This window comes from Blastococcus sp. SYSU DS0828, from assembly GCF_054050975.1.
Genome location: NZ_JBJHAK010000006.1, coordinates 185,187 through 211,486, shown reverse-complemented (window position 1 = coordinate 211,486; position 26,300 = coordinate 185,187). Strand labels below are relative to the sequence as shown.

At 74.4% G+C, this 26,300-nt stretch carries 22 protein-coding genes and 1 tRNA gene; 8 read left to right on the top strand and 15 right to left on the bottom strand.

The genetic code is table 11. The features are described from left to right. Window positions 1-86: 86 nt before the first annotated feature. Window positions 87-1,433: an MFS transporter gene (locus tag ACI79Q_RS07420; protein ID WP_456587561.1), complete on the bottom strand. Its 1,347-nt coding sequence runs from the start codon at window positions 1,431-1,433 to the stop codon at window positions 87-89. 302 nt (window positions 1,434-1,735) lie between these two features. Then, window positions 1,736-2,536: an ANTAR domain-containing protein gene (locus tag ACI79Q_RS07415; RefSeq protein ID WP_456587562.1), complete on the bottom strand. Its 801-nt coding sequence runs from the start codon at window positions 2,534-2,536 to the stop codon at window positions 1,736-1,738. Between the two features lie 393 nt (window positions 2,537-2,929). Here ACI79Q_RS07415 and ACI79Q_RS07410 point away from each other — a divergent pair, with 393 nt between their 5' ends. Continuing rightward, window positions 2,930-3,652, top strand: a complete 723-nt coding sequence (locus tag ACI79Q_RS07410) for a Crp/Fnr family transcriptional regulator (protein WP_456614483.1) — start codon at window positions 2,930-2,932, stop codon at window positions 3,650-3,652. A 139-nt stretch (window positions 3,653-3,791) separates the two neighbouring features. Here ACI79Q_RS07410 and ACI79Q_RS07405 read toward each other — a convergent pair. After that, a tRNA-His gene (locus ACI79Q_RS07405) sits at window positions 3,792-3,867 on the bottom strand. An 87-nt stretch (window positions 3,868-3,954) separates the two neighbouring features. After that, window positions 3,955-4,602: an oligoribonuclease gene (gene orn / locus ACI79Q_RS07400; RefSeq protein ID WP_456587732.1), complete on the bottom strand. Its 648-nt coding sequence runs from the start codon at window positions 4,600-4,602 to the stop codon at window positions 3,955-3,957. Window positions 4,603-4,789: 187 nt separating this feature from the next. On the opposite strand from orn, the gene ACI79Q_RS07395 reads away from it, so the two are divergent. Together ACI79Q_RS07395 and ACI79Q_RS07390 are read left to right on the top strand one after the other, a co-directional pair. Beyond that, window positions 4,790-5,938 (top strand): hypothetical protein, encoded by a 1,149-nt coding sequence (locus ACI79Q_RS07395; RefSeq protein WP_456587731.1) that lies wholly within the window; start codon window positions 4,790-4,792, stop codon window positions 5,936-5,938. 84 nt (window positions 5,939-6,022) lie between these two features. Continuing rightward, complete coding sequence (locus ACI79Q_RS07390) at window positions 6,023-7,894, top strand: hypothetical protein (RefSeq protein ID WP_456614482.1); 1,872 nt, start codon at window positions 6,023-6,025, stop codon at window positions 7,892-7,894. A gap of 22 nt (window positions 7,895-7,916) precedes the next feature. On the opposite strand, the gene ACI79Q_RS07385 is transcribed toward ACI79Q_RS07390, so the two are convergent. Beyond that, a complete protein-coding gene (locus ACI79Q_RS07385) occupies window positions 7,917-8,543 on the bottom strand; it encodes an SACE_7040 family transcriptional regulator (protein WP_456587729.1) in 627 nt (208 codons plus the stop codon). An 89-nt stretch (window positions 8,544-8,632) separates the two neighbouring features. Here ACI79Q_RS07385 and ACI79Q_RS07380 point away from each other — a divergent pair, with 89 nt between their 5' ends. From ACI79Q_RS07380 to ACI79Q_RS07370, 3 genes are all read left to right on the top strand, one after another. Continuing rightward, complete coding sequence (locus ACI79Q_RS07380) at window positions 8,633-10,246, top strand: carboxyl transferase domain-containing protein (RefSeq protein ID WP_456614481.1); 1,614 nt, start codon at window positions 8,633-8,635, stop codon at window positions 10,244-10,246. 106 nt (window positions 10,247-10,352) lie between these two features. Further along, window positions 10,353-12,350 (top strand): ATP-binding protein, encoded by a 1,998-nt coding sequence (locus tag ACI79Q_RS07375; RefSeq protein ID WP_456614480.1) that lies wholly within the window; start codon window positions 10,353-10,355, stop codon window positions 12,348-12,350. After that, complete coding sequence (locus ACI79Q_RS07370; protein ID WP_456587726.1) at window positions 12,350-13,504, top strand: acyl-CoA dehydrogenase family protein; 1,155 nt, start codon at window positions 12,350-12,352, stop codon at window positions 13,502-13,504. The genes ACI79Q_RS07375 and ACI79Q_RS07370 overlap by 1 nt, the downstream gene beginning before the upstream one ends. Before the next feature lie 94 nt (window positions 13,505-13,598). Here the strand turns inward: ACI79Q_RS07370 and ACI79Q_RS07365 are convergent, their stop codons facing one another. From ACI79Q_RS07365 to ACI79Q_RS07355, 3 genes are all read right to left on the bottom strand, one after another. After that, window positions 13,599-15,287 carry a DUF885 domain-containing protein gene (locus tag ACI79Q_RS07365; RefSeq protein ID WP_456587725.1) on the bottom strand — a complete coding sequence of 563 codons (1,689 nt, stop codon included), beginning with the start codon at window positions 15,285-15,287 and terminating at the stop codon, window positions 13,599-13,601. 44 nt (window positions 15,288-15,331) lie between these two features. Then, complete coding sequence (locus tag ACI79Q_RS07360) at window positions 15,332-16,345, bottom strand: NADPH:quinone reductase (protein WP_456612632.1); 1,014 nt, start codon at window positions 16,343-16,345, stop codon at window positions 15,332-15,334. 64 nt (window positions 16,346-16,409) lie between these two features. Continuing rightward, the gene (locus tag ACI79Q_RS07355) at window positions 16,410-16,826 is read right to left on the bottom strand and encodes a hypothetical protein (protein WP_456587723.1); all 417 of its coding nucleotides are present in this window, start codon (window positions 16,824-16,826) and stop codon (window positions 16,410-16,412) included. Window positions 16,827-16,941: 115 nt separating this feature from the next. Here ACI79Q_RS07355 and ACI79Q_RS07350 point away from each other — a divergent pair, with 115 nt between their 5' ends. Continuing rightward, the gene (locus tag ACI79Q_RS07350; RefSeq protein ID WP_456599426.1) at window positions 16,942-17,733 is read left to right on the top strand and encodes an SRPBCC family protein; all 792 of its coding nucleotides are present in this window, start codon (window positions 16,942-16,944) and stop codon (window positions 17,731-17,733) included. A 34-nt stretch (window positions 17,734-17,767) separates the two neighbouring features. Here ACI79Q_RS07350 and ACI79Q_RS07345 read toward each other — a convergent pair whose 3' ends face one another. Next, window positions 17,768-18,274: a hypothetical protein gene (locus tag ACI79Q_RS07345; protein ID WP_456599427.1), complete on the bottom strand. Its 507-nt coding sequence runs from the start codon at window positions 18,272-18,274 to the stop codon at window positions 17,768-17,770. Window positions 18,275-18,400: 126 nt separating this feature from the next. Next, complete coding sequence (locus ACI79Q_RS07340) at window positions 18,401-19,138, bottom strand: metallophosphoesterase family protein (RefSeq protein ID WP_456614479.1); 738 nt, start codon at window positions 19,136-19,138, stop codon at window positions 18,401-18,403. Window positions 19,139-19,326: 188 nt separating this feature from the next. Here ACI79Q_RS07340 and ACI79Q_RS07335 point away from each other — a divergent pair, with 188 nt between their 5' ends. Further along, window positions 19,327-19,974, top strand: a complete 648-nt coding sequence (locus ACI79Q_RS07335) for a DUF981 family protein (protein WP_456614478.1) — start codon at window positions 19,327-19,329, stop codon at window positions 19,972-19,974. Window positions 19,975-20,016: 42 nt separating this feature from the next. Here ACI79Q_RS07335 and ACI79Q_RS07330 read toward each other — a convergent pair whose 3' ends face one another. The 5 genes from ACI79Q_RS07330 to ACI79Q_RS07310 form a co-directional block, all read right to left on the bottom strand. Next, window positions 20,017-22,620: a bifunctional FO biosynthesis protein CofGH gene (locus ACI79Q_RS07330; RefSeq protein ID WP_456614477.1), complete on the bottom strand. Its 2,604-nt coding sequence runs from the start codon at window positions 22,618-22,620 to the stop codon at window positions 20,017-20,019. 145 nt (window positions 22,621-22,765) lie between these two features. Beyond that, window positions 22,766-23,611, bottom strand: coding sequence for an ABC transporter permease (locus ACI79Q_RS07325; protein ID WP_456587717.1), 846 nt, complete (start codon window positions 23,609-23,611; stop codon window positions 22,766-22,768). Next, window positions 23,608-24,582, bottom strand: coding sequence for an ABC transporter ATP-binding protein (locus tag ACI79Q_RS07320; RefSeq protein WP_456587716.1), 975 nt, complete (start codon window positions 24,580-24,582; stop codon window positions 23,608-23,610). The genes ACI79Q_RS07325 and ACI79Q_RS07320 overlap by 4 nt, the downstream gene beginning before the upstream one ends. Before the next feature lie 19 nt (window positions 24,583-24,601). Further along, the gene (locus ACI79Q_RS07315; RefSeq protein WP_456612637.1) at window positions 24,602-25,699 is read right to left on the bottom strand and encodes a hypothetical protein; all 1,098 of its coding nucleotides are present in this window, start codon (window positions 25,697-25,699) and stop codon (window positions 24,602-24,604) included. Then, on the bottom strand, window positions 25,683-26,204 hold the full coding sequence (locus tag ACI79Q_RS07310) for a sigma-70 family RNA polymerase sigma factor (protein WP_456599433.1): 522 nt from the start codon (window positions 26,202-26,204) through the stop codon (window positions 25,683-25,685). Before ACI79Q_RS07310 ends, ACI79Q_RS07315 begins: the two co-directional genes overlap by 17 nt. Window positions 26,205-26,300 lie beyond the last annotated feature (96 nt).

The following is a 26,300-nucleotide window of genomic DNA, read 5'->3' as shown; positions in this document are numbered from 1 at the left end:
GGGGGCGCCCCCGCGCGGCCCCCCCCCCCCCCACCCGGCGCCGCCGGTCCCGCTCCGTCAGGCCCGGAGGTGCCCCCGCTCGCCGGTCAGGGCCGGAAGCCGAGGGCCTCGGCCTCCTCGGGGTGCGCGCGCAGGTACTCCTCGTGGGCCTCGGCCACCCGCAGGCTCGCGCCCTTCGTCTCCCCGGCGACCGTCACCGCGGTGAAGGAGATGACGCAGAGCACCATGATGTAGATGCCGACCGAGCCCGACCACCCGGTCGACTGCAGGAGCAGCTCGGCGATCATCGGGGCGAAGGCGCCTCCGAGGATCGCTCCCAGGGCGTAGCCGATCGAGACACCGGAGTAGCGGACCGCGACCGGGAACATCTCGGCGTACATCGCCGACATCGGCCCGTACGACAGCCCGAGCCCGATGGTCAGCAGGAACAGCGCGACGCCGTAGAGCCAGATGTTCCCCGTGTCGATGAGCAGGAACATCGGGATCATCCAGAGGAAGACCAGGGCGTAGCCGATCTGGAACGTGCGCACCCGGCCGATCCGGTCGGACAGGATGCCGCCGTACATCGTGAAGGCGAGCCAGCCGAAGGACGCCAGGGTGGTGGCCAGCAGGACGGATTCGCGCGGCATGTCCAAGGTGGTGCTGGCGTAGGCGATGAAGAAGGCGATGAGCAGGTAACCGGCGGCGTTGTTGGCGATGAAGATCAGTGCGCTGAGCACCACCTGCCGGGTGTTGCGGCGGAAGAGGTCGCGCAGCGGGGCGGACGACTCCTTCTTCCGCAGCTGCATCTCCTTGAAGACCGGGCTCTCCTCCACGGCGCGGCGGATCAGGTAGCCGATGACGATCAGCACGACCGACAGCAGGAAGGGGATGCGCCAGCCCCAGGACTGGAACTGCTCGGGCGTGGTCAGCGTCGACAGCAGCCACAGCACGCCCGTCGCGAGGATCATGCCGACCGGCACGCCTACCTGCGGGTAGGCGCCGAACAGGCCGCGCCGCGCCACCGGGGCGTGCTCCACCGACATGAGCGCCGCGCCGCCCCACTCGCCGCCTGCGGAGAAGCCCTGCAGGATTCGCAGCAGGATCAGGATGGCCGGCGCGGCGAACCCGATCTGCTCGTACGTCGGCAGCAGCCCGATGAGTGCGGTGGCCGTCCCCATCAGCAGCAGGGTGAAGACCAGCATCCGCTTGCGGCCGAGCCGGTCGCCGAAGCGCCCGGCCACGATGGCCCCGAGCGGGCGGAACAGGAAGCTGATGCCGATGGTGGCCAGCGACAGCACGGTGGCCAGCCCGGGGGAGTCCTCGCTGAGCGGGGAGAGGAAGAGCGGGGCCAGCACCAGGCTCGCCGCCTGGGCGTAGATGAAGAAGTCGTACCACTCGATCGTGGTGCCGGCGAGGGTGCCCGCGAGGACCTTGCGCTCCTCGGTGGTCATCCGGTGGCGCTCGCGAGAGGGGGCATCTGTGGAGAGGGGCATGGCAGCTCCGCCGTCGCTCGGTGGGTGTGCATTTACTGACCGGACGGTCAGTCCGGTGCGGGACGGTAGCTCAATGTGCTCTGGGCCACAATGGGGTCGTCCTCGTTCTCGACCGTTCGGTCAGGTGGGGGAGGTTGCGCGGCGGCCAGGCGACCACCGGCCGAGTCGCCGGCGGTCGTGGGTGGCCACGGCCGGGCACCTGCTCGGCACGGTCCTCGCCATGCCGCCAGCGGTGACGTTCCCCGGTGCGGTGGGATCGGTCATCGGTGTTCCCGTCCGGCGGTGGATGTCGGGGCTGCGTGCGGCAGGCGGTGGGCGACGTGCCGGCCGGCTGGGGTGGGATCAGGGGTGAGCTCGCCGGTGAGCACGAGCTGCTCGGCCAGGTCGCGGACCTTGCGGTTGGTGTGCATCGAGGCGTCGGCCAGCAGTCGGAAGGCCTGGTCCGGGGTGAGCTTGTGCCGCTCCATCAAGATGCCCTTGGCCTGCTCGATGGCCGCCCGGGACTCCAGCGCCGCCCGCATGTTCTCCGCCTGGTCGCGGGCGTCCTGCAGGGCCTCGATGTTGGTCAGCACCACGCCGGCGTAGGCAGCGAACTCAGCCAGGGCCTGCCGGTGCTCTCCGGTGAAGGCGCCGGCGGCCGGGGAGTACACGTTCACGCACGCGGCCAGCTGCGTGGCGGGCGCCGGTACCGAGAGGGAGCTCAGGGCGCCGTGGCGGAGGAAGGTCGCCACGTAGTCCGGCCACCGGTCCTCGGTGCGGCCGTCGGTGATCTCGATGAACTGGCCGCTCAGGGCGGCGTCCATGCAGGGGCCGTACCCCTGCCCGTACTGCGTCTCGTCCAGCCGCAGCGCCAGCTCCCCGGTGAAGGCCGCGGTCGTGGGCCGCCGGTTGCGCACCACCGTGATCGAGGCCTGCGCACCGGCCGGCATCAGGCTCGTCACCAGTCCGACGGCGCGCTCCAGCACCGACTGGCGGTCCTCCTCCGCCAGCACCAGCCGAGCGAGCTCGTCCACCGCCTTCCGGGGCCCCGGCGGGATGGGCCTGGCCACGGGATCGGTCACCGGCGTCGTCCCCCTGCTCTGGTCGCCGCGGACGAGTTGCACGAACGGCCGACGGCACACCGGAGCCGCTGTCAGCCCGGTGGGCTCCGACGGTGGTCGCCCGGGCCCACCCGACGGCCGCCCGGAGCCGCGGTGGGTCTCGAGCGATCCAGCTGTCACCACTGGGCGCACTCGTCGGTGGCCGGGCAGGTCCGGTGGCTGAATGCACGCTATCGGACATTGCCGCGGAGGAGCAGCCGATCGGCGCCGATCCGCTGACGGGCTCTCGTGTGCCAGGATGAGGACGCCCCGCACGTAGGAGCAGCCTCCGCCTGAGTACGCAGACCTGGACGTGGGATCACCTCATCCCGTCGAAGGTCCGGCCCAGGCAGCACCGCACGGAGGAGCCCGCTCGTGGCCATCGACCCCGCCGCCGCACGCCGCAACGCGGTCCTGGGCGGCATGGACGAACAGGCGCTCGCCCCCCTGCTGCCCGATCTGCACCGGACCCCGCTGACGCTGGGGCAGGTGCTGCACCAGCCCGGCGAGCCGGTCACCGCCGTCTACTTCCCGCTCGTGGGTGTCGTCTCCGTCGTCGCGGACGTCGGCGACGACGAGCTGGTGGAGACCGCCACCATCGGCCAGGAGGGCATGGTCGGCCTGTCGGCGTTCCTCGGCGCCGACGGCGGCGCCCCGACCGAGCGCGCCCTGGTGCAGGTGGCCGGGGATGCGCTGACCATGAGCGCCGAGGACCTCCACCGGCACACCGCCGACGTCGACGGCCCGCTGGCGGCCCGACTCCGCCGCGTCACGCAGGCGATGTTCACCCAGCTCGCCCGCAACGCCGCCTGCAACCGGGTGCACACAGTGCGCCAGCGGGCCGCCCGGTGGCTGCTGATGACCGCCGACCGGATGGACCGACCCACCTTCGAACTCACCCAGCACTTCCTCGCCCAGATGCTCGCGGTGCGGCGGACCTCGGTCAGCGAGGCGGCGCGGTCACTGGCCGAGGACGGCTGCATCACCTACACCCGCGGCGCGATCACCATCGTCGACCGGCCGCGGCTGCGTGCCCACGCCTGCGACTGCTACGGGGCCATCCGCCGCGCCACCGACGTGGCGCTGGCGGGGCGGTGAGGCGGAAGGCTCCAGCGGGCCCTGGCGCCGCGCCACGCACGCAGGAAGACCCCCTGTCGCGCCGGTACCGGAGGGGTGGCCCGCACGAGCCGGAACGGGCGGAGGCCCCGGTCAGTCGCCTGACCAGGGCCTCCACCGCTGGGGTGAGTGACGGGGCTCGAACCCGCGACACCCAGGATCACAACCTGGTGCTCTACCAGCTGAGCTACACCCACCGTGCATCCGTCCGGGCGCGACGGCCCGGGGGAACGCGCCAACGATACCGGAGCCCCCGCGGCGGCCCGCCGGGGGAGTCGCCGTCGTCAGGCGGCGCCGGCGTCTCCCGCCGACAGCAGCTCGGCGAACGAGCCGATGACCTCGTCGGCGGCCTGCTTGGCTTGCTCGCCGCTGGGCCCGGGTGCGGCCACGAACAGCGTCCGCCGGTAGTACGCCAGCTCCCGTACCGACTCGATGATGTCGGCCAGTGCCCGGTGGGCCAGCCCTTTGGGCGGCTGCGCGAAGTAGACGCGGGGGAACCAGCGGCGGGCCAGCTCCTTCACCGAGGAGACGTCGACCATCCGGTAGTGCAGGTGGTCGTCGAGCTCGGGCATGTCCCGGGCGAGGAAACCACGGTCGGTCCCGATCGAGTTGCCGCACAGCGGGGCGGTGCGCCGGTCGGGGACGAACCGCTTCACGTAGGCCAGGATCTGCTGCTCGGCCTCGGCCAGGGTGAGCGTGGCGGCGCGGACGGCGTCGGTCAGCCCCGACTTCGCGTGCATCTCGGCCACGAAGTCGGTCATGCCGTCGAGGTCGGCGTCGTCGGCGGCGATGATGAGGTCCAGGCCCGGGTCGAGGACGTTCAGCTCGGAGTCGGTGATCAGCACCGCGACCTCGATCAGCTTGTCCTTGGTGAGGTCCAGCCCGGTCATCTCGCAGTCGATCCAGACCAGGTGCCCGCCGTTCTCCGCCACGTCGTCCGACAGTACGCACCGCGCGCCCCGGCCGCCCCGATCACCCCTCGTGTCCACGCGCATCCCAGCCGCCGCGGACGCGCGATCGGAAGGCTCGGAAACGGCGCTGATCACCGTTAGGGTCGCCCGAACGCCCGCCGTCAGAAAGATCCCCGTGTCCTCTGCACCCGCTCCCGTCGCCACGCCCGTGCCACAGGCGCCGGGCACGTTCCGCGCCGGCCTGGCCCACCCGATCGCCCTGCTCCGGTGGTTGTGGACGGCGTACGTGACCCCCGGTCGGCCCGGGCGGCCCACCACCCAGACCGAGCTGCGCTGGGTCTACACCGCGTGGCTGGCGGCCTTCCTGCTGAAGATGCTGGGGTCGTCCTGGGACGTCTCCTGGCACTTCATGTGGCTGCGTGACGACCTGGCTCCGCCGCACCTGCTCAACACGGTGGGCACCGTCGTCGTCGTCGTGCTGGTGCTGTTCCACAGCTACAGCGGGTACGGCGTGGACCGGCGTGCGCTGCGGCTGATGCAGGTGGGCACCGCCACGTTCCTCGTCGCGGTCCCGGTCGACATCGTCAACCACCGGATCAACGGGCTGGACATCACCAGCTGGAGCCCCAGCCACGCGCTCCTGTACCTGGGGACGGCGATCATGCTGGCCGGCGCGCTGCGCGGGTGGTGGCTGTACGCGGCGCCGGGGCGCACCCGCGACCTCGTCTCGCTGGGCCTGTGGCTGTTCTTCGTCGAGAACGTGGTCTTCCCCAACCAGCACCAGGAGTACGGGGTGCTGTCGCTGGAGGCCTACGACGCCGGCCGGACGACGGCCGAGCCGCAGCTGCTGGACTTCGCCGCCTCGCAGGGCCAGTCGCCGGCCATGTTCATGCTCCCGGTGCCGTCGTGGGTGCACCCGGCGTGGCTGATCTGCGCCGGCCTGCTGGCGCTCGTGGTGGCCCGCCGGGTCGTCGCGCTGCGCTGGACGGCGACGGTGATCGCCGTCGTCTACCTCGGCTACCGCGGCGTCATGTGGCTCGGGCTGGTGGCGACGGGCTTCCCGCCGTCGGTGCTCCCGGTGGTGCTCGTCGTGGGCGCGCTGCTCGTCGACGTCGCCGCCGATCGCCGGGTCCCCGGCTGGGTGGCGGGTCCGGCGGTCGCCGCGGCGGTCTACGCCGTCGCCTTCCCGCTGGAGTCGCTGGGCCTGCTCCCGCCCTGGAACTGGTGGTCGGCGCTGCCGGTGGCCGTCGCGTTCGGCGCGTTGTGGGCGGCGGTCGACGTGCTGGCCGCCAGCACCTGGCTGGCGCGGTGGCGCGTCCCGGACGAGCCGGCGGCCGCCGAACCCGTCCCCGCCTGAACCCGCCGGGCCACGCCGAGCGCGACGGAGAGGGCGCGGCGATGACGTAGCGTCGGTGGCGGCTGCCCCGCGGGGTCGCCGTCGGTGCCCCGCGCCGGGACCCAGCCGACGGATCTCCTGACCGCAGAACCCGACCGCCCGGAGGACGACGTGCTGGTCCTGACCCCGGCGCCGCTGGAGACGGCGGGCGAGCGCGCGTTCTTCGGGGAGCTCGAGCGGTGGGGCACCGGTGGTTCCGTGCGGGCGGCCGTGGTGGCCTCCCTCCCGCTGGTGGACGAGCCGCTGGGCCGCCGGCAGTCCGACGCGGTGCTGCTGGTGCCCGAGGGTCTCGCCGTCATCCGCGTGGTCGAGGTCCCCCGGCAGTCCGGTGTGGTGACGGCGAAGCCCGAAGGCCCGTGGACGATCGCCGCCCCGGGGGACGGGCCCGAGCAGGTGCTGCACCAGGCCGGGGGCGGCTCGACGCCGCTCGACGGGCTCATGCGAGCGGGCATGGACACCGCGGTGAAGCTGCGGCGCGCCGGCCTGCAGCCCGGGCGGATCGCGCGTCTCACCGTCCTGGTCGGCGAGATCACCGGGCTGGTCCCGGCCGACGGCGACCTGGGCGAGGGCGACCTGGTGGCCACGCTGGACCCCCGCTCCCTCCTGCTCGCGTTCGCCCGCGCCGCACGGCACGCCGGGGTCGACAACCCCCGGCTGTGGACCACCGCCGACGTGCGGGCGGCCCTCGCGGCGCTGGAGCTGCCCGGCCGGGGGCCCACGGTCGAGGAGCTCAACGGCGAGGCCTTCCCGTACTCGCCGTACGTCCTCCGCCGCCCCGAGCTGCTGACCCCGGCCGCGATGGCCGCCTCCCCGGCGATCACCCCGCCGGGCACGCCCGACAGGGAGCCGCGCGACGGCGCCGCCGGCGCGGCGTACGACGGCGATCCGCTGAGCGCCACCGCCGTGGCCCGCGCGGTCGCCGCTTCGGTGGCCTCCGCGCACGCCGCCGCAGTGGCGGCGGCGGCGCCCACGGGCTCCGCGCCGGGCGTCGCCGTGCAGCGGGACACCGTCGAGGTGGGGGGCGCGCCGGCACCGCCGCGTGCCGCCGGGCTCGTCGGCGCCGCGGACGGCGACGCGGGACGCACCGAGCGCGAGGACGACGTCGCGGGACGCACCGTGCCCGAGGACGACGACGCGGCCACCCCGCCCGGGCCCCGCACGGCGGTGCTCCCGGCCGCGCCCCGGGCCGCGGAGCCGCCAGTGCCCCGGGCCGCGGAGCCGCCCGGGCGCCCGCCGCTGTCCCCGGCGTGGGGTGCCACCGCATCCGGTCGGGGCGAGGCGCGGGCGCCGGGCGACCGCCGGCGGGCCGCTGCGCTGATCGCGGCGGTGGTGGCCCTGGTGGCCGTCTGCGCGATCGCCGCCCTGCTGCTCGGCGGCGACGGCTCCGGGGGCGAGGGCGCCGCGGGCGACGACGGGTCGCCGTCCGACGCCGTCGCGGCGGGTCCCACGATCGGCGAGGTGCGGGAGGTGAACGGCACCGCCTACACGGTGGAGGCCGTGCAGGTGGACGACACCTGCGCCGGGCACGCCTACGGGGAGGTGGCCGGCCTCTTCGCCGCGACCGACTGCACCGGGCTCTCCCGGGCGCTCTACTCGGCCGAGGTCGGCGGCGCCCCGGTGGTGGTCTCGGTGTCGCGGGTCGCCATGTCCGACCCCGCCGCGGCCCGGGAGCTGCGTGCTCTCACCGACCGCGACGGCAGCGGCAACGTCAACGACCTGCTGCGCGAGGGGGTCACCTACGACGGCGGCCCGGCAGGGCTGCGGTCGGCGGAGTACGCCAGCGCGGTGTCGGGGTCGACCGTCACCGTGGTCGAGAGCGCGTGGGCCGGTGCGCCGGGGCCGGGTGGTGCGGCGGCGGTGGACAAGGTCGCCTCGGACGGGCTCGCGCTGCCGGTGCCACCTCTCCCGGAGGGCTGAGGTCCTTCCCGGCGCCCGCACCTCAGGTGGTGGCCGCCGCCCAGGCCATCGCGTTGAGGAGTTCGGCCATCGCGGGGCGGGTCAGCCGGCCGGCGCTGTGCGGGGTGGAGTTGATCAGCCCGAAGACGGCGTGCGCGCGGGCCCGGCAGGCGGCCGCCTCGGCGCCCGGGTGCACCCGCGCCAGCACGGCCACCCACACCTCGACGTACCGGCGCTGCAGCCGGCGCACCTGCGCGGCCTCGGCTTCGGGCAGGGAGCCGAGGTCCCGGTCGTGCACGACGATCAGCGCCGGGTTGTCCAGCGCGAAGTCGACCTGGAAGTCGATGAGCGCACGCAGCTGGGCGGCGGGGTCGCTGCCCGCGGCCGCCACCCGGTCGCGGCCGCCGTCGGCGAGTCGCGCGCTGATGCGCAGCAGCATCTCGGCGAGCATCGCGTCCTTGCTGGCGAAGTGCCGGTAGATCGCCGGCCCGGTCACCCCGACGGCCGCGCCGACGTCGTCCACCCCCACCGCGCGGGACCCGCGTTCGGCGAACAGCCGGGCGGCCGCCTGCAGGATCTGCTCCCGCCGGGACGGGCGGGCGGCATCGGCGTGCATGGCGGCGTCCTGCGCGGGGGCGCCCGCGCCCAGATCCGTGCCGGCCGACGTCATGCGACGGATGCTAGCCCGCCGGTGAACTCCGGTTAACCCCACGACGAGTGGGCTGGACCGCACCGTGAACGATGGTTAACCTCTGCCCCGTGGACGCACCGGTGCTCTCCCACGCCCTGTCGGCCGACCCGGCGGGCGCTGCCCGCAACGCCGCGGCGCACGCGGAGCTCGTCGCCGATCTGGCCGGCCAGCTGCGCGCGGTGGCTCTCGGCGGCGGCGAGCGGGCCCGCGAGCGGCACACCGCTCGCGGGAAGCTGCTGCCCCGCGAGCGGGTCGACGCGCTGCTCGACCCGGGTAGCCCCTTCCTCGAGCTGTCGCCGCTGGCCGCGCACGGCCTCTACGGCGGCGAGGCGCCGGCGGCGGGGATCATCACGGGTATCGGCCGCGTCTCCGGCCGCGAGTGCGTCGTCGTCGCCAACGACGCCACCGTCAAGGGCGGCACCTACTACCCGATGACGGTGAAGAAGCACCTGCGCGCCCAGGAGGTGGCGCTGCACAACCGGCTGCCGTGCATCTACCTGGTCGACTCCGGCGGCGCCTTCCTCCCGATGCAGGACGAGGTCTTCCCCGACCGCGAGCACTTCGGCCGGATCTTCTACAACCAGGCGAACCTCTCCAAGGCCGGCATCGCCCAGATCGCGGCGGTGATGGGCTCCTGCACCGCCGGGGGCGCGTACGTGCCCGCGATGAGCGACGAGGCGGTGATCGTCCGCGAGCAGGGCACGATCTTCCTGGGCGGCCCGCCGCTGGTGAAGGCCGCGACCGGCGAGGTGGTCACCGCCGAGGAGCTCGGCGGGGGAGACCTGCACAGCCGGGTCAGCGGGGTCACCGACCACCTGGCCGACGACGACGCGCACGCCCTGCAGATCGTCCGGCAGATCGTGTCCACCCTCGGGCCGCGGGAGCCCCGGCCGTGGGACCTGGAGCCGGTCGAGGAGCCGCAGCACCCGCCGGAGTCGATCTACGAGGTGGTGCCGCCGGATCCGCGCACCCCCTACGACGTCCGCGAGGTCATCGCCCGGCTGGTCGACGGCAGCCGGTTCGCCGAGTTCAAGCCGCTCTACGGGCAGACGCTGGTCACCGGCTTCGCCCGGCTGCACGGGCACCCCGTCGGGATCGTCGCCAACAACGGCGTGCTCTTCGCCGAGTCGGCACTCAAGGGCGCGCACTTCATCGAGCTGTGCGACCGCCGGAAGATCCCGCTGCTGTTCCTGCAGAACATCACCGGCTTCATGGTCGGCCGCGACTACGAGGCCGGCGGCATCGCCAAGCACGGCGCCAAGATGGTCACCGCCGTCGCCTGCGCCCGGGTGCCGAAGCTGACCGTGGTCATCGGCGGCTCGTTCGGAGCCGGCAACTACTCGATGTGCGGCCGGGCGTACTCGCCCCGCTTCCTGTTCACCTGGCCCAACGCCCGCATCTCGGTGATGGGCGGGGAGCAGGCGGCGTCGGTGCTGGCGACGGTCCGCCGGGACGGCATCGAGGCCCGCGGGGAGGAGTGGCCGGCCGAGGAGGAGGAGGCGTTCAAGGCGCCGATCCGCGACCAGTACGAGTCCCAGGGCCACCCCTACTACGCCACGGCGCGGCTCTGGGACGACGGCGTCATCGACCCCGCCCAGACCCGCACCGTGCTCGGCCTCGCCCTGTCCGCCTGCGCCAACGCGCCGCTCGAGGACGTCGGCTACGGCGTCTTCCGGATGTGACCGGCGTGAACCCCGGCACCGAGTTCCCCTGGTTCGGCGGCGCTCGTCCGCTGAGTGCACACGCACTCACTGTCAGAGCGTCGGCGAGGGAGCAGTGAGGCGAGGCATGTTCGACACCGTCCTGGTCGCGAACCGCGGCGAGATCGCCGTCCGGGTCATCCGCACCCTGCGGGAGATGGGCATCCGGTCGGTCGCCGTCTACAGCGACGCCGATGCCGGGGCGCTGCACACCCGCGTGGCCGACGTCGCCGTGCACATCGGGCCGGCTCCTGCGGCGCAGAGCTACCTGTCGGTCGAGCGGGTGCTGCAGGCCGCGGCCGCCACCGGCGCCCAGGCGATCCACCCCGGTTACGGCTTCCTGTCGGAGAACGTGGAGTTCGCCCGCGCGTGCGAGAAGGCGGGGATCGTCTTCATCGGCCCGCCGGTAGCCGCGATCGAGGCCATGGGCGACAAGATCCGCGCCAAGCAGACGGTCATGGCCGCCGGGGTCCCGGTCGTGCCGGGCCGCACGGAGCCCGGGATGACCGACGCCGAGGTCGCCGACGCCGCCGTCGCCGTCGGCTTCCCGGTGCTGCTCAAGCCGAGCGCGGGCGGTGGCGGCAAGGGCATGCGGGTCGTCCGCTCCGCCGACGAGCTGTCCGACGCGATCGCCGGGGCGCGCCGCGAGGCGAGGAGCTCCTTCGGCGACGACACCCTGCTCGTGGAGCGCTACGTCGGCAACTCGCGGCACATCGAGGTGCAGGTGCTGGGGGACGCCCACGGGAACGTCATCCACCTCGGCGAGCGCGAGTGCTCGCTCCAGCGCCGGCACCAGAAGGTGATCGAGGAGGCGCCGTCGCCGCTGCTGGACACCGGCATGCGCGCCACCATGGGCCGGGCGGCGGTCGAGGCGGCGAAGGCCGTCGGGTACACCGGCGCCGGCACGGTCGAGTTCATCGTCGACGCCGACCGGCCGCGCGATTTCTTCTTCCTCGAGATGAACACCCGGCTGCAGGTCGAGCACCCCGTCACCGAGTGCGTCACCGGCCTGGACCTCGTCGAGCTGCAGGTGCGGGTGGCGGCGGGCGAGCGGTTGCCCGTGGACCAGGACGACGTCTCCCTCGACGGGCACGCGATCGAGGGGCGGCTCTACGCCGAGGACCCGGCGCGCGGCTTCCTCCCGCAGGCCGGCACGGTGCTGGGGCTGGTGGAGCCCGACGGCGCCGGCATCCGGGTGGACAGCTCGCTGGCCGTGGGCACGGTCGTCGGCACCGACTACGACCCGATGCTGGCCAAGGTCGTCGCCTGGGGCCCGGACCGGGAGACCGCCCGGGCCCGGCTCGTCGGCGCGCTCGGCCGCACCGCCGTCCTCGGGGTGACGACCAACGCCGCCTTCCTGCGGGCGCTGCTCACCGATGACGACGTCGTCGCCGGGACGCTCGACACCGGGCTGATCGAGCGGCGGGGTGACGCGCTGACCACCCCCGACCCGGTGCCGTTCATCGCCTACGCGGCGGCAGCCCTGGCGCTGCTCGTCGAGAGCGAGCCGACCGGCCCCGTCGTCGACCGGTGGGACGTACCCGACGGCTGGCGGCTGGGCGAGCCCGCGTGGACCGTGCGCCGTCTGCAGGCCGCCGGCGGTGAGCCGGTCGAGGTGCGGCTGCGCGGCCGTTCGTCGGCCGCCGAGATCCAGGTGGCGGGGGGTGTGGTGCCGGCCCGGGCGATCCGGGACGGGGATCGGCTGACCGTGACCGTGGGCGACCAGACCGCCGGCTACGCCGTCGTGCACTCCGGCGGGACGGTGTGGCTGGCCGCCGACGGGCACGTGACGGCACTGCGGGAGCACGAGCGGCTGTCGTCGTCGGCCGGGTCGGCCGGGGGCGACGGCGTCGTCACCTCGCCCATGCCGGGCACGGTGACGGTGGTGCGGGCCGCGGTCGGCGACGAGGTGGAGGCGGGCACCCCGCTGCTCGTCGTCGAGGCGATGAAGATGGAGCACGTGCTCACCGCCCCCATCGCGGGGACGGTGGCCGAGCTCGGAGTGACGGCGGGCCAGACGGTCGCGCTGGACGAGCGGCTGGCGCTGGTGACCCCGGTGGCCGGGCCCGAGCAGCAGGAGAACTGATGTTGGACTACCGGCTCAGCGACGAGACCGAAGCCCTGCGGACGACCGTGCGGGAGTTCGCCCGCGAGGTCATCGCCCCGCAGATCGGGGAGTTCTACGAGCGGGACGAGTTCCCGACCGACATCGTGCGGCAGATGGGGGAGCTCGGGCTGTTCGGCCTGCCGTTCCCCGAGGAGTACGGCGGCGCGGGCGGCACCTACTTCGACCTCTGCGTGGCGCTGGAGGAGCTGGCCCGGGTGGACAGCTCCATGGCGATCACCGTGGAGGCGGGCGTCTCGCTGGGCGCCATGCCGATCTACCGGTTCGGCACCGAGGAGCAGAAGCGCGAGTGGCTGCCCCGGCTCTGCACCGGGGAGGCGCTGGGTGCGTTCGGCCTCACCGAGCCCGGCGGCGGCTCGGACGCCGGGGCCACCCGCACGACGGCTCGCCTGGAGGACGGGCACTGGGTGATCAACGGCTCGAAGGCCTTCATCACCAACTCCGGCACCGACCTGACGTCGCTGGTGACGGTGACCGCGGTGACCGGCACGAAGCCCGACGGCAAGAAGGAGATCTCGGCGATCATCGTGCCCTCGGGCACGCCGGGGTTCACCGTCGGGCAGCGGTACTCGAAGGTCGGCTGGAACGCCTCAGACACCCGGGAGCTCTCCTTCGACGACTGCCGGGTGCCCGAGGAGAACCTCGTCGGGCAGCGCGGCCGCGGCTACGCCCAGTTCCTCTCCATCCTCGACGAGGGCCGGATCGCGATCTCCGCGCTCTCGGTCGGGCTGGCCCAGGGGTGCGTGGACGAGTCGGTGAAGTACGCGGGGGAGCGGGAGGCGTTCGGGCAGCCGATCGGCCGCAACCAGGCGGTCCAGTTCATGATCGCCGACATGGAGGTGCGAGCCTCCACCGCGCGGCTGGCCTACTACCGGGCGGCGGAGAAGATGCTGCGCGGCGAGCCGTTCAAGCGCGAGGCCTCGATCGCGAAGCTGTACAGCTCCGAGGTGGCGATGGACAACGCCCGCTACGCGACCCAGGTGCACGGCGGGTACGGCTTCATGAACGAGTTCCCGGTGGGCCGGTTCTACCGCGACGCGAAGATCCTGGAGATCGGCGAGGGCACCAGCGAGGTGCAGCGGATGCTGATCGCCCGAGACCTCGGCGTCGGCTGATCCGACGCCGGACGCGCGGGTGTGCGCTTCCCGGGGTGATCGAGGTGCCCGTAGCCCCGACGAGCGCACACCCGCGGGAGTCGACCCGCCGGACTCAGCGGCGGGCGAGCTCGGCGGCCAGCGGGTCGAGCCCGAGCTGGCCGAGCGCCAGCACGTCGCGGTGCCACTGCGCCAGGTCGAAGGCGTCCCCGGCTCGCCGTCGGGCCTCCTCGCGGCAGGTGAGGAACACCCGCTCGCCCACCTTGTAGACCGGCGCCTGCCCGGGCCACCCGAGGTAGCGGTGCAGCTCGTCGACCCGCATCGCGTCCTCCATGCTGACGTGCCGGCGGAGGAACGCCAGCGCGACGTCGTAGTCCCACCGCGAGCCGGCGGCCGCCCCGGCGGGGATCGGCAGGTCGAGGTGCAGCCCGATGTCCAGCACGACCCGCGCCGCCCGCAGCTCCTGGGCGTCGAGCATCCCGAGCCGGTCGCCCGGGTCCTCGAGGAACCCGAGCTCGCCCATCAGCCGCTCGGCGTAGAGGGCCCACCCCTCGGCGTTCCCCGAGCAGGAGCAGAGCAGTCGCTGCCAGCGGTTGAGCCGCTGGGCGTCGTGGACCGTCTGCCCGATCTGCAGGTGGTGGCCGGGCACGCCCTCGTGGTAGACCGTCGTGGCCTCCCGCCAGGTCGTCATGTCCTCGACGCCCTCGGGCAGGGACCACCACATCCGGCCCGGCCGGCTGAAGTCCTCGCTGGGCGCGGTGTAGTACACGCCCTCGCCGGCGGTGGGGGTGAGCCGGCCCTCGATGCGGCGCACCGGCTCGGGGATGTCGAAGTGGACCCCGTCCAGCGCGGCCACCGCGCGGTCGGCGGTCTCCTGCAGCCAGGCCTGGAGCGCCTCCCGACCGCGGAGGATCCGCGCCGGGTCGGCGTCGAGCACCGCCATCGCGCCGGCCACCCCCTGCCCGGGGGCGATCTCCTCGGCGAGGCGCTCCTTCTCGGCGACGATGCGGGCCAGCTCCGCCCAGCCCCAGTCGTAGGTCTCGTCGAGGTCCAGCCGCGCGCCGGTGTGGTAGCGGGACTCGACCAGGTACCGGTCACGGCCCACGCCGTCGGCGTCCGGCGCCAGCGGCAGCAGCACCCGCTCGAGGTGCCCGGCGAACCCGAGCAGGGCGCCCGACGCCCGCTCGGCGCCGTCGGCCAGGTCGCGGCCCAGCGCGCTGCGGGGGTCGGCCGGGGCCTCGCGCGCCAGCCGGGTGAAGAAGCCGGGGCGCTCCGGCGTCCCGGCCCACTGCCGCGCCCGCTCCGCCGCCAGCCGGACCTGGCGAGCGGCCGAGACCCGGCCCCGGTCGGCGGCGTCGTCCAGCCCCCGCGCGTACCCCAGCAGGGCCTTGGGCATCGCGGCGAGCCGCACCGCGACCGCGGACCAGTCCTCGTCGGTCGCGGTGGGCATCAGGTCGAAGACCTCGCGGAAGCCCTGCAGAGGGCTGTCCACCGTGTTCAGGTCGGCCTGCGCGTAGCCGGCGTCGTAGCGGTCCAGTTCGGCGCCGAGCCGCTCCAGCATGGCGCTGCGGGCGATCTCGTCGCGCCGGTCGACCGGTTCCAGCGCGTCGGCCTGCGCGCGCGTGCGCCGCAGCAGCTCGGCGTGGGCGGCGTGCCCGTCGGTGCTCAGGTCCGGCCACCGGTCGTCGTGGCCGGGCACCCCGATGTAGGTGGCGACCACCGGCTGCGCCGCGGCGTAGCTCTCGACGAAGCCGTCGGCGAGCTGGTCCAGCGGGGACGGCGGGCGCGCGGGGGAGTCGGTCACCGGGGTCACGCTATCCGGGCGCCCGCCCGCCGCCCGCCACCCGCTCACGCCGTGACGTCGATCAGCACCTTGCCGACGGCGCCGTCCTGCACCGCCTGGTGGGCGCCTGCGGTCTCGGCCAGCGGGAAGAGGTGCAGCGGCAGCCCGGCGTCGTCCCCGACCCGGATGGCGCCGTCGGCGACGGCGGTGGAGACATCCTCGATGCCGAGCACCTTGGCCCGCTCGGGTTCGGTGTAGACGAGCACGAACTGCCAGCGGGCGTTCGGTCCCATCTGCGCGCGCACCGGCACGGTCACCTCCGCGCCTCCGTCGTCGGCGTACATGGCGACCGCGCCGTGCATCCCGATCACCTGGGCGTCGACCGGCGCGTTCACCGCGGCCGACACCTCCACGATCGCGTCGACGCCCTTCGGCGCGATCTTCCGCACCTCGGCGACGACGTCCTGGTCCTTGTAGTTCACGACGTGGTCGGCGCCGGCGGCCGCGGCCAGCTGCGCCTTGCGGGGGCTGCTGACCGTGGCGATCACGGTGGCGTCGGACCAGCGGGCCAGCTGGATCGCCGCGTTGCCGACGGCGCCCGCGCCGCCCTGCACCAGCACGGTGTGCCCGGTGAGCGAGCCGGGGCCCAGCCGGTCGGGCAGCGACTCGGCGACGGTCAGGCAGCGGTGGGCGGTGAGGAAGGGGATGCCCAGGGCCGCACCCAGCTCGAAGGACGGGTCCGCGCCGAGCAGGACGACGTGCCGGGCCGGGACGACGGTGAACTCGGCGGCGGTGCCCCACGGCCGCTGCCACGCCGCCTCCCAGATCCACACCCGCTGGCCGAGCATGGCCGGGTCCACGCCCTGGCCGACGGCGTCGACGGTGCCCGAGCCGTCCTGGTTCGGCACCTGGCCGTCCGGGCCGGGCTGCGCCGCGCTGCGGGACTTCCAGTCGGTGGGGTTGACGCCGGAGAACGCGACGCGGACGCGCACCTCGCCCGGGCCGGGGTCGGGCACCGGCCGGTCGATCAACTGGAGGACGTCGGGGCCACCGGGTTCGCTGTAGGAGATCGCTCGCACGCCGCGGCTCCTACCCGACGAGGGGCGGCTCACTCGGCACGGCGCCGGGAGGTGGTGCGCGGGCTCAGCCGGGCGGCGCGTCGTCGTCGGTGGGCCACTCGGGGATCGGCAGGCCCGAGACGGCCAGCAGCCGCTCGACGGTCTGCTCGACCACCTCGTCTGTCGGGGGCACGCCGCCGGGGGAGGCCATCAGCCGACGCACCTCGGCCGGCTCGACCTCGGTGCCGACGGCGTCGCGCACCCACCGGGCGAAGCCCTCGGCCTCGGCGTCGACGTCCACGGGGGCGGAGGCATCCGGCTCGTCGAAGTACACGCGCGGCTCGTAGCCGAGGAAGAAGCGGCCACCGGTCGCGTCGGCCGCCCGGTAGTCGACGGTCGCGATGTCGCTGTCGTGCACGTCGACCATCAGGAACGGCACCGCGGTCGGCCGTCCCGTGCGCCAGCGCCCCTCGCTGTACACCAGCGTGCCGAAGTAGCCCATGGCCCGAGGCTAGCCGTCGGCGCCGGGTCCGCCGGGGGCGGCGACAGGTGCATCGACCACGTGACGGGGTAGGTGGTGGGCCGGAGCAGGTCCCACGACGGAGGAGCAACCGACGATGAGCACCAAGGTCGAGCAGTCGATCCAGGTCGACGTCCCAGTACGCACGGCGTACGACCAGTGGACGCAGTTCGAGGACTTCCCGCACTTCATGAGTGGCGTCAAGGAGGTCCAGCAGCGCGGTGACCGGCGGCTGCACTGGGTGGCCGAGATCGCCGGGGTGCGGCGGGAGTGGGATGCGGCGATCCTCGAGCAGGTCCCCGACCAGAAGATCGCCTGGGCGGCGACGGACGGCGCGACCAACGCCGGCGCCGTCCGGTTCGAACCCGCCGGTCCCGGCTCCACGATCGTCCACCTGAGCCTGGAGTACGAGCCGGAGGGGCTGGTGGAGCAGGCCGGCGACAAGCTCGGCATCGTGGGCCACCAGGTGAAGTCGGACCTGCAGCGGTTCAAGTCCCTCATCGAGGACGAGGGCTACGCGAGCGGTGCGTGGCGCGGGTCGATCGAGCACGGCGTCCGCGCCGGCACCCCCGGCGTCGAGGACGCGGCTCTCTCGCGCGGCGACAGCGGCAAGGCCGGGCTCTCGGCGAAGGGCGTCGCCGCCGGCGCAGCCGCGGTGGCCGGGGTCGCCGCTGCCGGTGCGGCCGTGGCCGGTTCGAGGACCTCGACGAGCGATTCGGAGACCGAGCAGTCGCGCCAGGTGCCTGCCTCGCCGCCGGTGACCGTCGTCGAGGAGGTGCCGGCGGCCGACGCGCGGCTCGAGGGATCCGAGGTCGGGGACACCACCCAGGGCGCCACGGCCGCCGGACGCCGGGACGACGACCCGACCACCGGTGGTGCCAGGCGCTGACCCCAGGCGATGCGGGGAGGGGTGAGGCCACCGGCTACCGGCTGCCGGTGGCCCGCTCCTTCGCCCGGTCGATCGCCGCGAGCAGCACGACGGTCAGCACCAGGACGGCGAGCGAGGCGATCCACCACCACGGCGCCGGCAGGCGGAGGGTGAAGGCGAGGAACAGCTCGCCGTCGAAGAGCAGGCGGCTGACGAACGGCGCGAGGCCGTTGTAGATGCCGGCGAGCAGCACCAGAGCGCTCAGGGCGTCGTAGCCCTCGGTGCCCGTCTCCTCCCGAGGCTCCTCCGGCTGCGCGGCCGCCGGCGGGGGCTCCTCGCCCCGGTGCAGCAGGGCCAGCAGACCCACCCCGAGGACGATGATCCCCACGCAGGCCAGCCACCACCACGGCGACGGCAGGGCGAGCGCGACGGCGAAGCGCTGGTCGGCCTCGAACAGCGGCCGCACGATCAGCGGCACCACGCCCTGGTAGAGCGTCAGGAACCCGACGAGCCAGGACAGGACGGGGCGCCAGCGGGCGCGGGGGCGGTCGGTGCTGCTCACGCCGGACAGCCAACCGCCGCAGGGACCGCCGGCGCATCGGCCATAGGTCGATCGGGCCACCGACCGAAGACCAAAGTCGAGGTGCTCGGTGCTGCGGGCGCCGGCGCCCCCCGGGTCCGCCGGCCCTCAGCCGCGGCCGGTGCGCAGCTGCCTGGCGACGTCCGGTCGGCCGTTGGCCGCGGCGAGCGCCGCTGCCTGATCCCAGTCGTACTCGACGGCGTGGAACTCGGCCGACCACTGCCCGCCCGAGTCGTCGGCGATGGCGTACCGGGCGTGCGGGGTCCCGGACTCCATGACATGCGGGTAGGGGTGGTCGTCGGCGTAGGCGGGCCAGCCGACGCTGCCCGGGTTGACGACGACGGCACCGGTCGGCAGCCGCACCACCCGCTGCAGGTGGGTGTGCCCGCACAGCAGCAGCGGGGTCGTGGCGGAGCCGCCGAGCCGGTCGAGGACCTCGGCCACCGTGGCCGGGCACGCCCCGTCCGGGGTCACGGTGTCCAGCAGGTAGACCAGGTCGTCGGTGGGGGAGCCGTGGAAGGCCAGGACACCCGGCGCCGGAGCGAGGGTGAGCGGCAGACCGGCCATCCACCGCCGGTGGTCGTCGGTGATGGTGTCGTGCGCCAGCCGGTCGGAGGCGCCCATGCGGGCACGGGGGAACGTCAGCAGCTGGCGCTCGTGGTTCCCGCGGACGGTGGGCAGGCCGAGCTCCACCAGCCGGTCGGCGGTCTCGCGTGGCTGCACGGCGCCCGACAGCAGGTCGCCGAGGTTGACCACGACGTCCACCGATCGCTGCGCGAGGTCGGCGAGCACCGCCTCCAGCGCAAGGAGGTTGCCGTGGATATCCGAGACCGCGGCGAGGCGCACGGGCGAGACCCTAGCGATCTTGTTCAGCGGAGATCGTTTCCCGGTGTCCTCGCTGGTTAGGGAGGTGGACGGTTGCCTGGTGCACCCATCGCCCACGGCCGGCCCCCAGCAGCCGGGGCCGGCCTCCCCGACCGGGAGGAAGAACGCTGACCATCGACTGGGAACAGCTGCCCACCTACAACACGATCATGTCCGTGGCGGCGGGAGCAGGGCTGCTGCTGGTGGTGCTGCTCGGCCGCCAGCTGCTCAAGGACCCGCGCGAGGCCCCCACCGAGGGGTACGCGCTCGCCTTCGCGGTGCCGGGGCTGATCCTCACGCTCACCGGCGCCCACATGACGCTGACCTGGCCGCTGGCGCCCGACTTCCCCTTCGACAACATCATCTTCGGGGAGCCGGCCCTCGCGTTCGGGGTCCTCATGCTGGTCGCTGCGGTGCACCTGTGGCGCCGGGGGACGGCGCTCCGCGAGGCGCCGGACGCGCTCGCGGCCTTCAGCCGGGCCTACCTGCCCGTGTCGGTCTTCGTGGTCGGCATGGGCCTGGCCTCCTTCGGCATCGCCGCCGCCGGGGTCCGCTACACGCTGTTCGCCGCGCCGCCGGAGGAGCCCATCTCCGGTCAGTTCGCCGACCACCCGATGGTCGAGGCGGTCTTCATCTCCGGGCTCTACGTCCTCGTGGGGGTGGGTGCGGTGCTCTTCCCGCTCGCGCTCCGCGCCCGCCGCGTCGGGGCGGTGGCGACCGTCGTCAGCGCCGCGTGGGGCCTCGCTGGCCTGGCCTTCCTGCTCTTCGGCGCGCTCAACTACTTCACCCACATCGGGCTGATCGTCAACACGATGTAGCCCCGGAGCAGGCGGGTGGCGGGGAACCCCGCCGCCCGCCGCTCAGCTCGGGCTGATCGACAGGGTGAGCCGGGCGCGGCCTTCCTCGGAGCGGGCGGTGGCGATCCGCTCGGCCGAGGGCGTGCCGTACTCGGTGGTGCGCTGGCGGGCGGGCCGGCCGATCGCGGCGGCCATGGCCTCCAGCTCGGCGATGGTCTTCAGCGAGCCGTTCTCGCTGCCGGCCATCCGGCTGATCGTCTCCTCCATCAGCGTGCCGCCGAGGTCGTTCGCCCCGCCCTGCAGCACCGCCTGGGTGCCGGTGTCGCCGAGCTTCACCCACGAGGTCTGGATGTTGCCGATCCGGCCGTGCAGCAGCAGCCGGGCGACGGCGTGCACCGCCCGGTTCTCGCGCACCGTCGGGCCGGGGCGGGCGACGCCGGCCAGGTAGATCGGCGAGTTGTGGTGGACGAAGGGCAGCAGCACGAACTCGGTGAACCCGCCGGTGCGGTCCTGGAGCGCGGACAGCGTGCGCAGGTGCCCGACCCAGTGCGCCGGGGTGTCGACGTGGCCGTACATCATCGTCGACGTCGTGGGGATGCCGACCTCGTGGGCCGTCCCGATGATCTCCAGCCAGCTCGCCGTCGGCAGCTTGCCCTTGGTCAGCACCCAGCGGACGTCGTCGTCGAGGATCTCCGCCGCCGTGCCGGGGATCGAGTCCAGCCCGGCCTCCTTCAGCCCGGTGAGGAACTCGCGGAACGACAGCCCGGTGCGGGCCGCCCCGTTGACGATCTCCATGGGGCTGAACGCGTGCAGGTGGATGCCCGGCTGCCGTCGCTTCACCTCGCGCGCCAGGTCGAAGTAGGCGGTGCCCGGCAGGTCGGGGTGGATGCCGCCCTGCATGCAGATCTCGGTCGCGCCGGCGGCCCACGCCTCGTCCACCCGGTCGCCGACCTGCTCCATCGACAGCGTGTAGGCGTCGGCGTCGGTGCGCCGCTGGGCGAAGGCGCAGAAGCGGCAGCCGGTGTAGCAGACGTTGGTGAAGTTGATGTTCCGGTTCACGACGTAGGTGACGTCGTCGCCGTTGACGTCGGCGCGGACGGCGTCGGCGAGCGCGCAGAGGTTCTCGAGGTCGGTGCCGTCGGCGCCCAGCAGCGCCAGGTACTCGGCGTCGGTGAGTCCGGCCGGGTCCTGCTCGGCCTGCAGCAGCGCGGCGAGCACCTCCCGGTCGCCCGCGGCCAGCGCGGTGGAGCGGCCGTCCCGTGCGGCCGTCGTGCGGTCGCGCAGCTCCGACCAGTCGCCGTAGACGGCGTCGAAGTCGCTGCGCCGGTCCGTCGTCCGCCCGACGGTGTCCACCTCGACGTGCAGGTCCACCCGGCCGGAGGAGGTCCACGACTCGTCGGGCTCCTGCCACGGCAGGCCCGCCGGCAGGCGCCCCTCGACGGCCAGCCCGTCCGGCCCGGCCAGCGCGGCGACGTGCGGGCGCACCCGCGGGTCCAGCCACGGCTCGGGCTGCAGCACGTAGCCCGGCTGGGCGGCCAGCCGCTCGCGCAGCTCGAACCCCGCCTCGGCGGTGAGCGCCGCCAGCTTGTCGATGTTCGGCCACGGCCGCTCGGGGTTCACGTGGTCCGGGGTCAGCGGGGAGACGCCGCCCCAGTCGTCGACGCCGGCGCGCAGCAGCAGGCCGAGCTCGGTGGAGTCGCTGAGGTTCGGCGGTGCCTGCACGCGGGCCTTCGGGCCGAGCAGCAGCCGGGTGACGGCGACCGCGGCGACGTACTCCTGCAGCTCCAGGTCGTCGTGCGCGGCCATCGCGGTGCGCGGCTTGGCGCGGAAGTTCTGGACGATCACCTCCTGCACGTGCCCGTGCCGCGCCGCCGCGGCCCGGATCGCGCCGATGGCGTCGACCCGCTCGGCGTAGTCCTCGCCGATGCCCAGCAGCACGCCGGTGGTGAAGGGGACGGCGGAGCGCCCGGCGTCCTCCAGCACCCGCAGCCGGACGGCGGGCTCCTTGTCGGGGCTGCCGTAGTGCGGGCCGCCCTTCTCGGACCAGAGCCGGGTCGCCGTCGTCTCCAGCATCATGCCCATCGACGCCGACACGGGCTTGAGTCGCTGGATCTCCTCCCACGACAGCACGCCGGGGTTGAGGTGGGGGAGCAGCCCGGTCTCCTCGAGCACCCGGATCGCCATGGCGCGCAGGTAGCCCAGCGTCGAGTCGAAGCCGTGCGCCTCCAGCCACTCGCGCGCGACCGGCCAGCGGTCCTCCGGGCGGTCACCGAGGGTGAACAGCGCCTCCTTGCAGCCCAGTGCGGCGCCGGCGCGGGCGATGTCGAGCACCTCGTCGGGGGAGAGGTAGGGGGCCTTGCCCTCGGCGCGCAGCTGCCCCGGCGTGGTGACGAACGTGCAGTAGTGGCAGCGGTCGCGGCACAGGTGGGTGAGCGGGATGAACACCTTGCGGCTGTACGTGACGACGCCGGGCCGCCCGGCGCTGGTCAGCCCCGCGTCGCGCACCCGGCCGGCGGCGGTGAGCAGCCGATCCAGCGGCTCGCCCTCGCCCAGGCCGCGGGCGTGCAGGAGGGTCTCCGCCTCGGTCGCGTCCAGGGTCACGCCCCGCTCGGCGCGAACCAGGGCGCGGCGGACGGCGGACTCGGTGGGTGCAGGCACAGCGCTCATAGCGCGTCCGACGCTAGCCCCGCCGGCCACGAGGTGTCGGGCCGCCCCGGCCGGGGGGCCTTCCGCGCGAGCTAGTGCCCTGCCCACAGGCGTGGGCAAGGCACTGGCTTGCGCGGGTGATCCGGTGGTCCCGTCGTGGGACTGCTCAGACGTCGCGGCGCTGGAAGGACATCGCGGTCAGCCCGAGGATCACCGCGGTCCACACCGCGGCCCACGCCAGGTAGACCGGCGTGAGGGGCGCATCGGCCAGGAACGGGAAACCGCCCTCGGGGCCCAGCTGGACGAGCGCCGACGGGTCCTGGAAGGCATTCATGGCGCCGCGCCACAGGCCGTCGGTGGGCAGCAGCACCCGCGAGACGCTGCCGACCCGCTCCACACCCTCGTTGCCCAGCGCGCCGCCGATGCCGCCGACGACGCCCGCGACCCAGGTGGCGCCGAAGAGCCCGACGGCGATGATGCCGGAGGCCATCGGCGAGACGACGCTGGAGAGCAGCAGCGCCAGCGTCAGCAGCACGATCGTCTCGGCCGCCAGCAGCGCGAGCCCTGCCGCGGGTGACGGCGGCCAGTAGCCGACCACCCCGCGCACGATGAGCAGCTGCGCCAGGCCGGCCAGCACCACGTACCCGCAGCCGAAGGTGAGCAGGCCGAGCCACTTCCCGAGCAGGATCGACGAGCGGCGGACCGGCCGGGCGAGCATCGCCAGCGCCTGGCCCGACTCGACCTCGCCGGCGAGCGTGGGCCCGGCGAGGAACGCGGTGCCGATCGCCGCGATCAGGCTGAAGCCGAACATGATCAGGTTGATCAGCATGGAGGCGACCAGTCGGGCCTCGCCGCTGGTGAGCGTGCCGAGCTCGGTGTCCAGGCCGATGAGCCTGGAGAAGCCCCAGCCGCTGAGCGCGAGCAGCGCCACGGTCAGGATCAGCAGCGCCCAGACGACCTTGCGCCGGAACGCCTCGCGCAGGGTGAGGCCGGCGATCGTCAGCACGGTCACGGGGCCGGCTCCTGGTGCATGGGTTCGTCGTGCCGGAGGACGGCGAGCAGCCGCTCCTCGAGGCTGATCCGCACCGGTTCGACCGCGTGCACCCGGACCCCGAGCCCGACGAGGTCGCGCACCAGGTCGGGCACGGTGACGCCGTCGTCCTCGGACGCCAGGGCGACGGTGAACCAGTCACCGCTGCGGGTCAGCGAGCCGGCCGCCCGGAGCCGCTGCTCGACCCGCTCGTCGACGTCGGCCAGCCGCAGCCGGACCTCGCGCTGGCCGAGCAGCTCGGCGAGCGTGCCCGACGCCGCCACCTGGCCCTTGTCGAGGATCACCACCCGGTCGCACACCCGCTCCACCTCGCCGATCAGGTGCGAGTTGAGCAGGACGGCGACGCCGCGGGACTTCAGCGCCAGCACGAGGTCGCGGACGTCCACCCGGCCCAGCGGGTCCAGCGCGCTGGTGGGCTCGTCGAGGACGACCAGCTGCGGCCGGGCGACCAGGGCGACCGCCAGCCCCAGCCGCTGCTGCATGCCCTTGGAGAAGCTCCCCACGCGGTCGCCGCTCCGCTCGGCCAGCCCGACCGCCGCCAGGCACGCGCGGCGCTCCTCGGCGGGGACGTCGAGGCGGGCCAGCTTCACGTGCAGGTCGAGCACCTCCGCCGCGGTCAGCCACGGCTGGTAGCGGAACAGCTCGGGGAGGTACCCGACGGCGCTGCGGCTGCGCGGGTCCGACGCGGGCCGGCCGAGCAGCAGCACCTCACCGGCGTCCGGTCGCACGAGGCCGAGCAGCATCTTGATGACGCTGGTCTTCCCGGCGCCGTTGGGGCCGAGCAGGCCGACGACCTCGCCGCGGCCGACGGTGAAGGAGACGTCGTCGACGGCGGTCCGGCGTCCGTACCGCTTGCGCAGCCCGGAGCACCAGACCGCCGGCGACGGCGGCAGGCCGTCGAGCCCGCCCGCCGCGGGAGCGTTCGAGGTCACCCCGCGGACGGTAGCGGCGTCAGCGGAGGTCACGGGCGACGTCGAGGAGCTCGTCGGCGCTGAGCGTTCCGGCGACGCCGGTCATCACGCCGTCCTCCACCCAGACCACGCCGGCGAAGAGCCCGTTGCGGGAGGTGAGCACCGTCGCCTCCGCCCCGTCGACGTCGGCCGTCGAGCTGGTCACCATCTCCGCGGGAACCGGCAGCGGCAGCGTCGCGGCGTCGGTGGAGAGGTCGCGCAGCTGGTCGGCCAGGCCGTCGGGGAGGCCGGGCAGCGACAGCAGGTAGTCGCGGACCGTCTCGAACGGCACCCCCGAGGAGAGCACCGTCGGCGCGTTCGCCCGGGCGACGACGAGGCTGGGCACGCCGGTCGGCTGCGACCACACCGCCGCGACCCCGGGGCCGGCCTCCAGCCGCAGCTGGGCGCCGTCGAGCCCGGGCGGCGGGGGAGGCAGGACCTCGCCCTCGGCGGCCGCGGCCTGCGCGGCCTTGGCGGCGGAGAAGGTGAACGTCGCGCGGGCCACGTCGGCCGCCAGGTAGGCCGGCTCGCCGGTCACGCCCGCGGGCAGCTCGGCGACCTCCGGGACGGTGAGGCCGGTGCGCTCCCGCGCCGCCTCGGCGTCGGTCACCGGCTCCGGCGCGGGCTCCTCGGCGAACTCGAGGTCGCCGTAGGCGGAGAGGTCCGGGATCTGCACCAGGTCGGTGGCGCTCACCTCGACCGGGTCGACGCGCTCGGTCTGGAAGATCGGCAGCCAGTCGTTCGCGGCCGCGACCCCGGCGCCGGTCAGCAGGACCACCGCGCCGAGCGCCGCCACGGCGGGACGGCGGACGGCCGTGCCCCAGCGGTTGCGGCCGGCGGTGCGCGCCGGGCGGAAGGCGGTCACGGTCGACGGGGCCGAGGCGGCCGAGAACCGGGCCCACGCGGCGTCGGTGTCGACGGCGCCGGAGGCGGTATCGGACCCGCCGAGCGCCGCACCGACCAGCTGCGCGTCCGCGCGGGCGTCGTCGAGGGCGCGCAGGCAGACCGGGCAGCCGGCGACGTGCGCGCGGTCGGCGTCGGAGACCCCGGCCGGCTCGTCGATCAGCCGGCGGAGGACGCCCTCATTCGGATGACGCATGGCGGTTCAGCTCCTTGCGAAGTGCGGCTTCGGCGCGGCGGACGGTGGTGCCGACGCTGCCGGGGGACAGATCGAGTGCGGTGGCGACCTCGGCGTAGCTCAGGCCGCTGTGGCGCAGCACGAGCGCGGTCGCCTGCGTGCGGGGGAGCCGGGCGAGGGCCGCCCGGACGCGGCTGCGGTCCTCGAGGGTGAGGACCGCGTCGGCCACGTCGGGGGTGGTGGGGTCGGCGGCCGAGGCCACCGTCTCCTCCCGGGCGGCGCGGCGGCGACCCGAGCGGATCAGGTTCAGCGCGGTGTGCGCGGCGGCGACCGACAGCCAGCCGGCGGCCTCGGCCGCGGGCACGGACGAGCGGCCGAAGGACAGGAACACCTCCTGCGCCACGTCCTCCGCCTGGTCGCGGGAACCGAGCACCCTCGCGGCGACCCCGACGACCCGCTGGTAGTCGCGACGGAAGACCTCCTCGAGGTCGGGCCGCACCGCACCGCGGGTCGCTGCTGCCGGCACGCTGCCCGCCCCTCCGACCCGGCCGAGCGCGCCGGGAAAAGTCAGGACGGCTGCCGGTGCCGGCCGTCCGTGCCGTACGAGGTCCATGTACGGATA

Bases quoted from the DNA above. Each gene is read 5' to 3' on its own strand.
- ACI79Q_RS07420 (WP_456587561.1), bottom strand. From the start codon at position 1,433: ATGACCACCGAGGAGCGCAAGGTCCTCGCGGGCACCCTCGCCGGCACC.
- ACI79Q_RS07385 (WP_456587729.1), bottom strand. From the start codon at position 8,543: ATGACGTCGGCCGGCACGGATCTGGGCGCGGGCGCCCCCGCGCAGGAC.
- ACI79Q_RS07375 (WP_456614480.1), top strand. From the start codon at position 10,353: ATGTTCGACACCGTCCTGGTCGCGAACCGCGGCGAGATCGCCGTCCGG.
- ACI79Q_RS07370 (WP_456587726.1), top strand. From the start codon at position 12,350: ATGTTGGACTACCGGCTCAGCGACGAGACCGAAGCCCTGCGGACGACC.
- ACI79Q_RS07355 (WP_456587723.1), bottom strand. From the start codon at position 16,826: ATGGGCTACTTCGGCACGCTGGTGTACAGCGAGGGGCGCTGGCGCACG.
- ACI79Q_RS07350 (WP_456599426.1), top strand. From the start codon at position 16,942: ATGAGCACCAAGGTCGAGCAGTCGATCCAGGTCGACGTCCCAGTACGC.
- ACI79Q_RS07335 (WP_456614478.1), top strand. From the start codon at position 19,327: ATGTCCGTGGCGGCGGGAGCAGGGCTGCTGCTGGTGGTGCTGCTCGGC.
- ACI79Q_RS07330 (WP_456614477.1), bottom strand. From the start codon at position 22,620: ATGAGCGCTGTGCCTGCACCCACCGAGTCCGCCGTCCGCCGCGCCCTG.
- ACI79Q_RS07315 (WP_456612637.1), bottom strand. From the start codon at position 25,699: ATGCGTCATCCGAATGAGGGCGTCCTCCGCCGGCTGATCGACGAGCCG.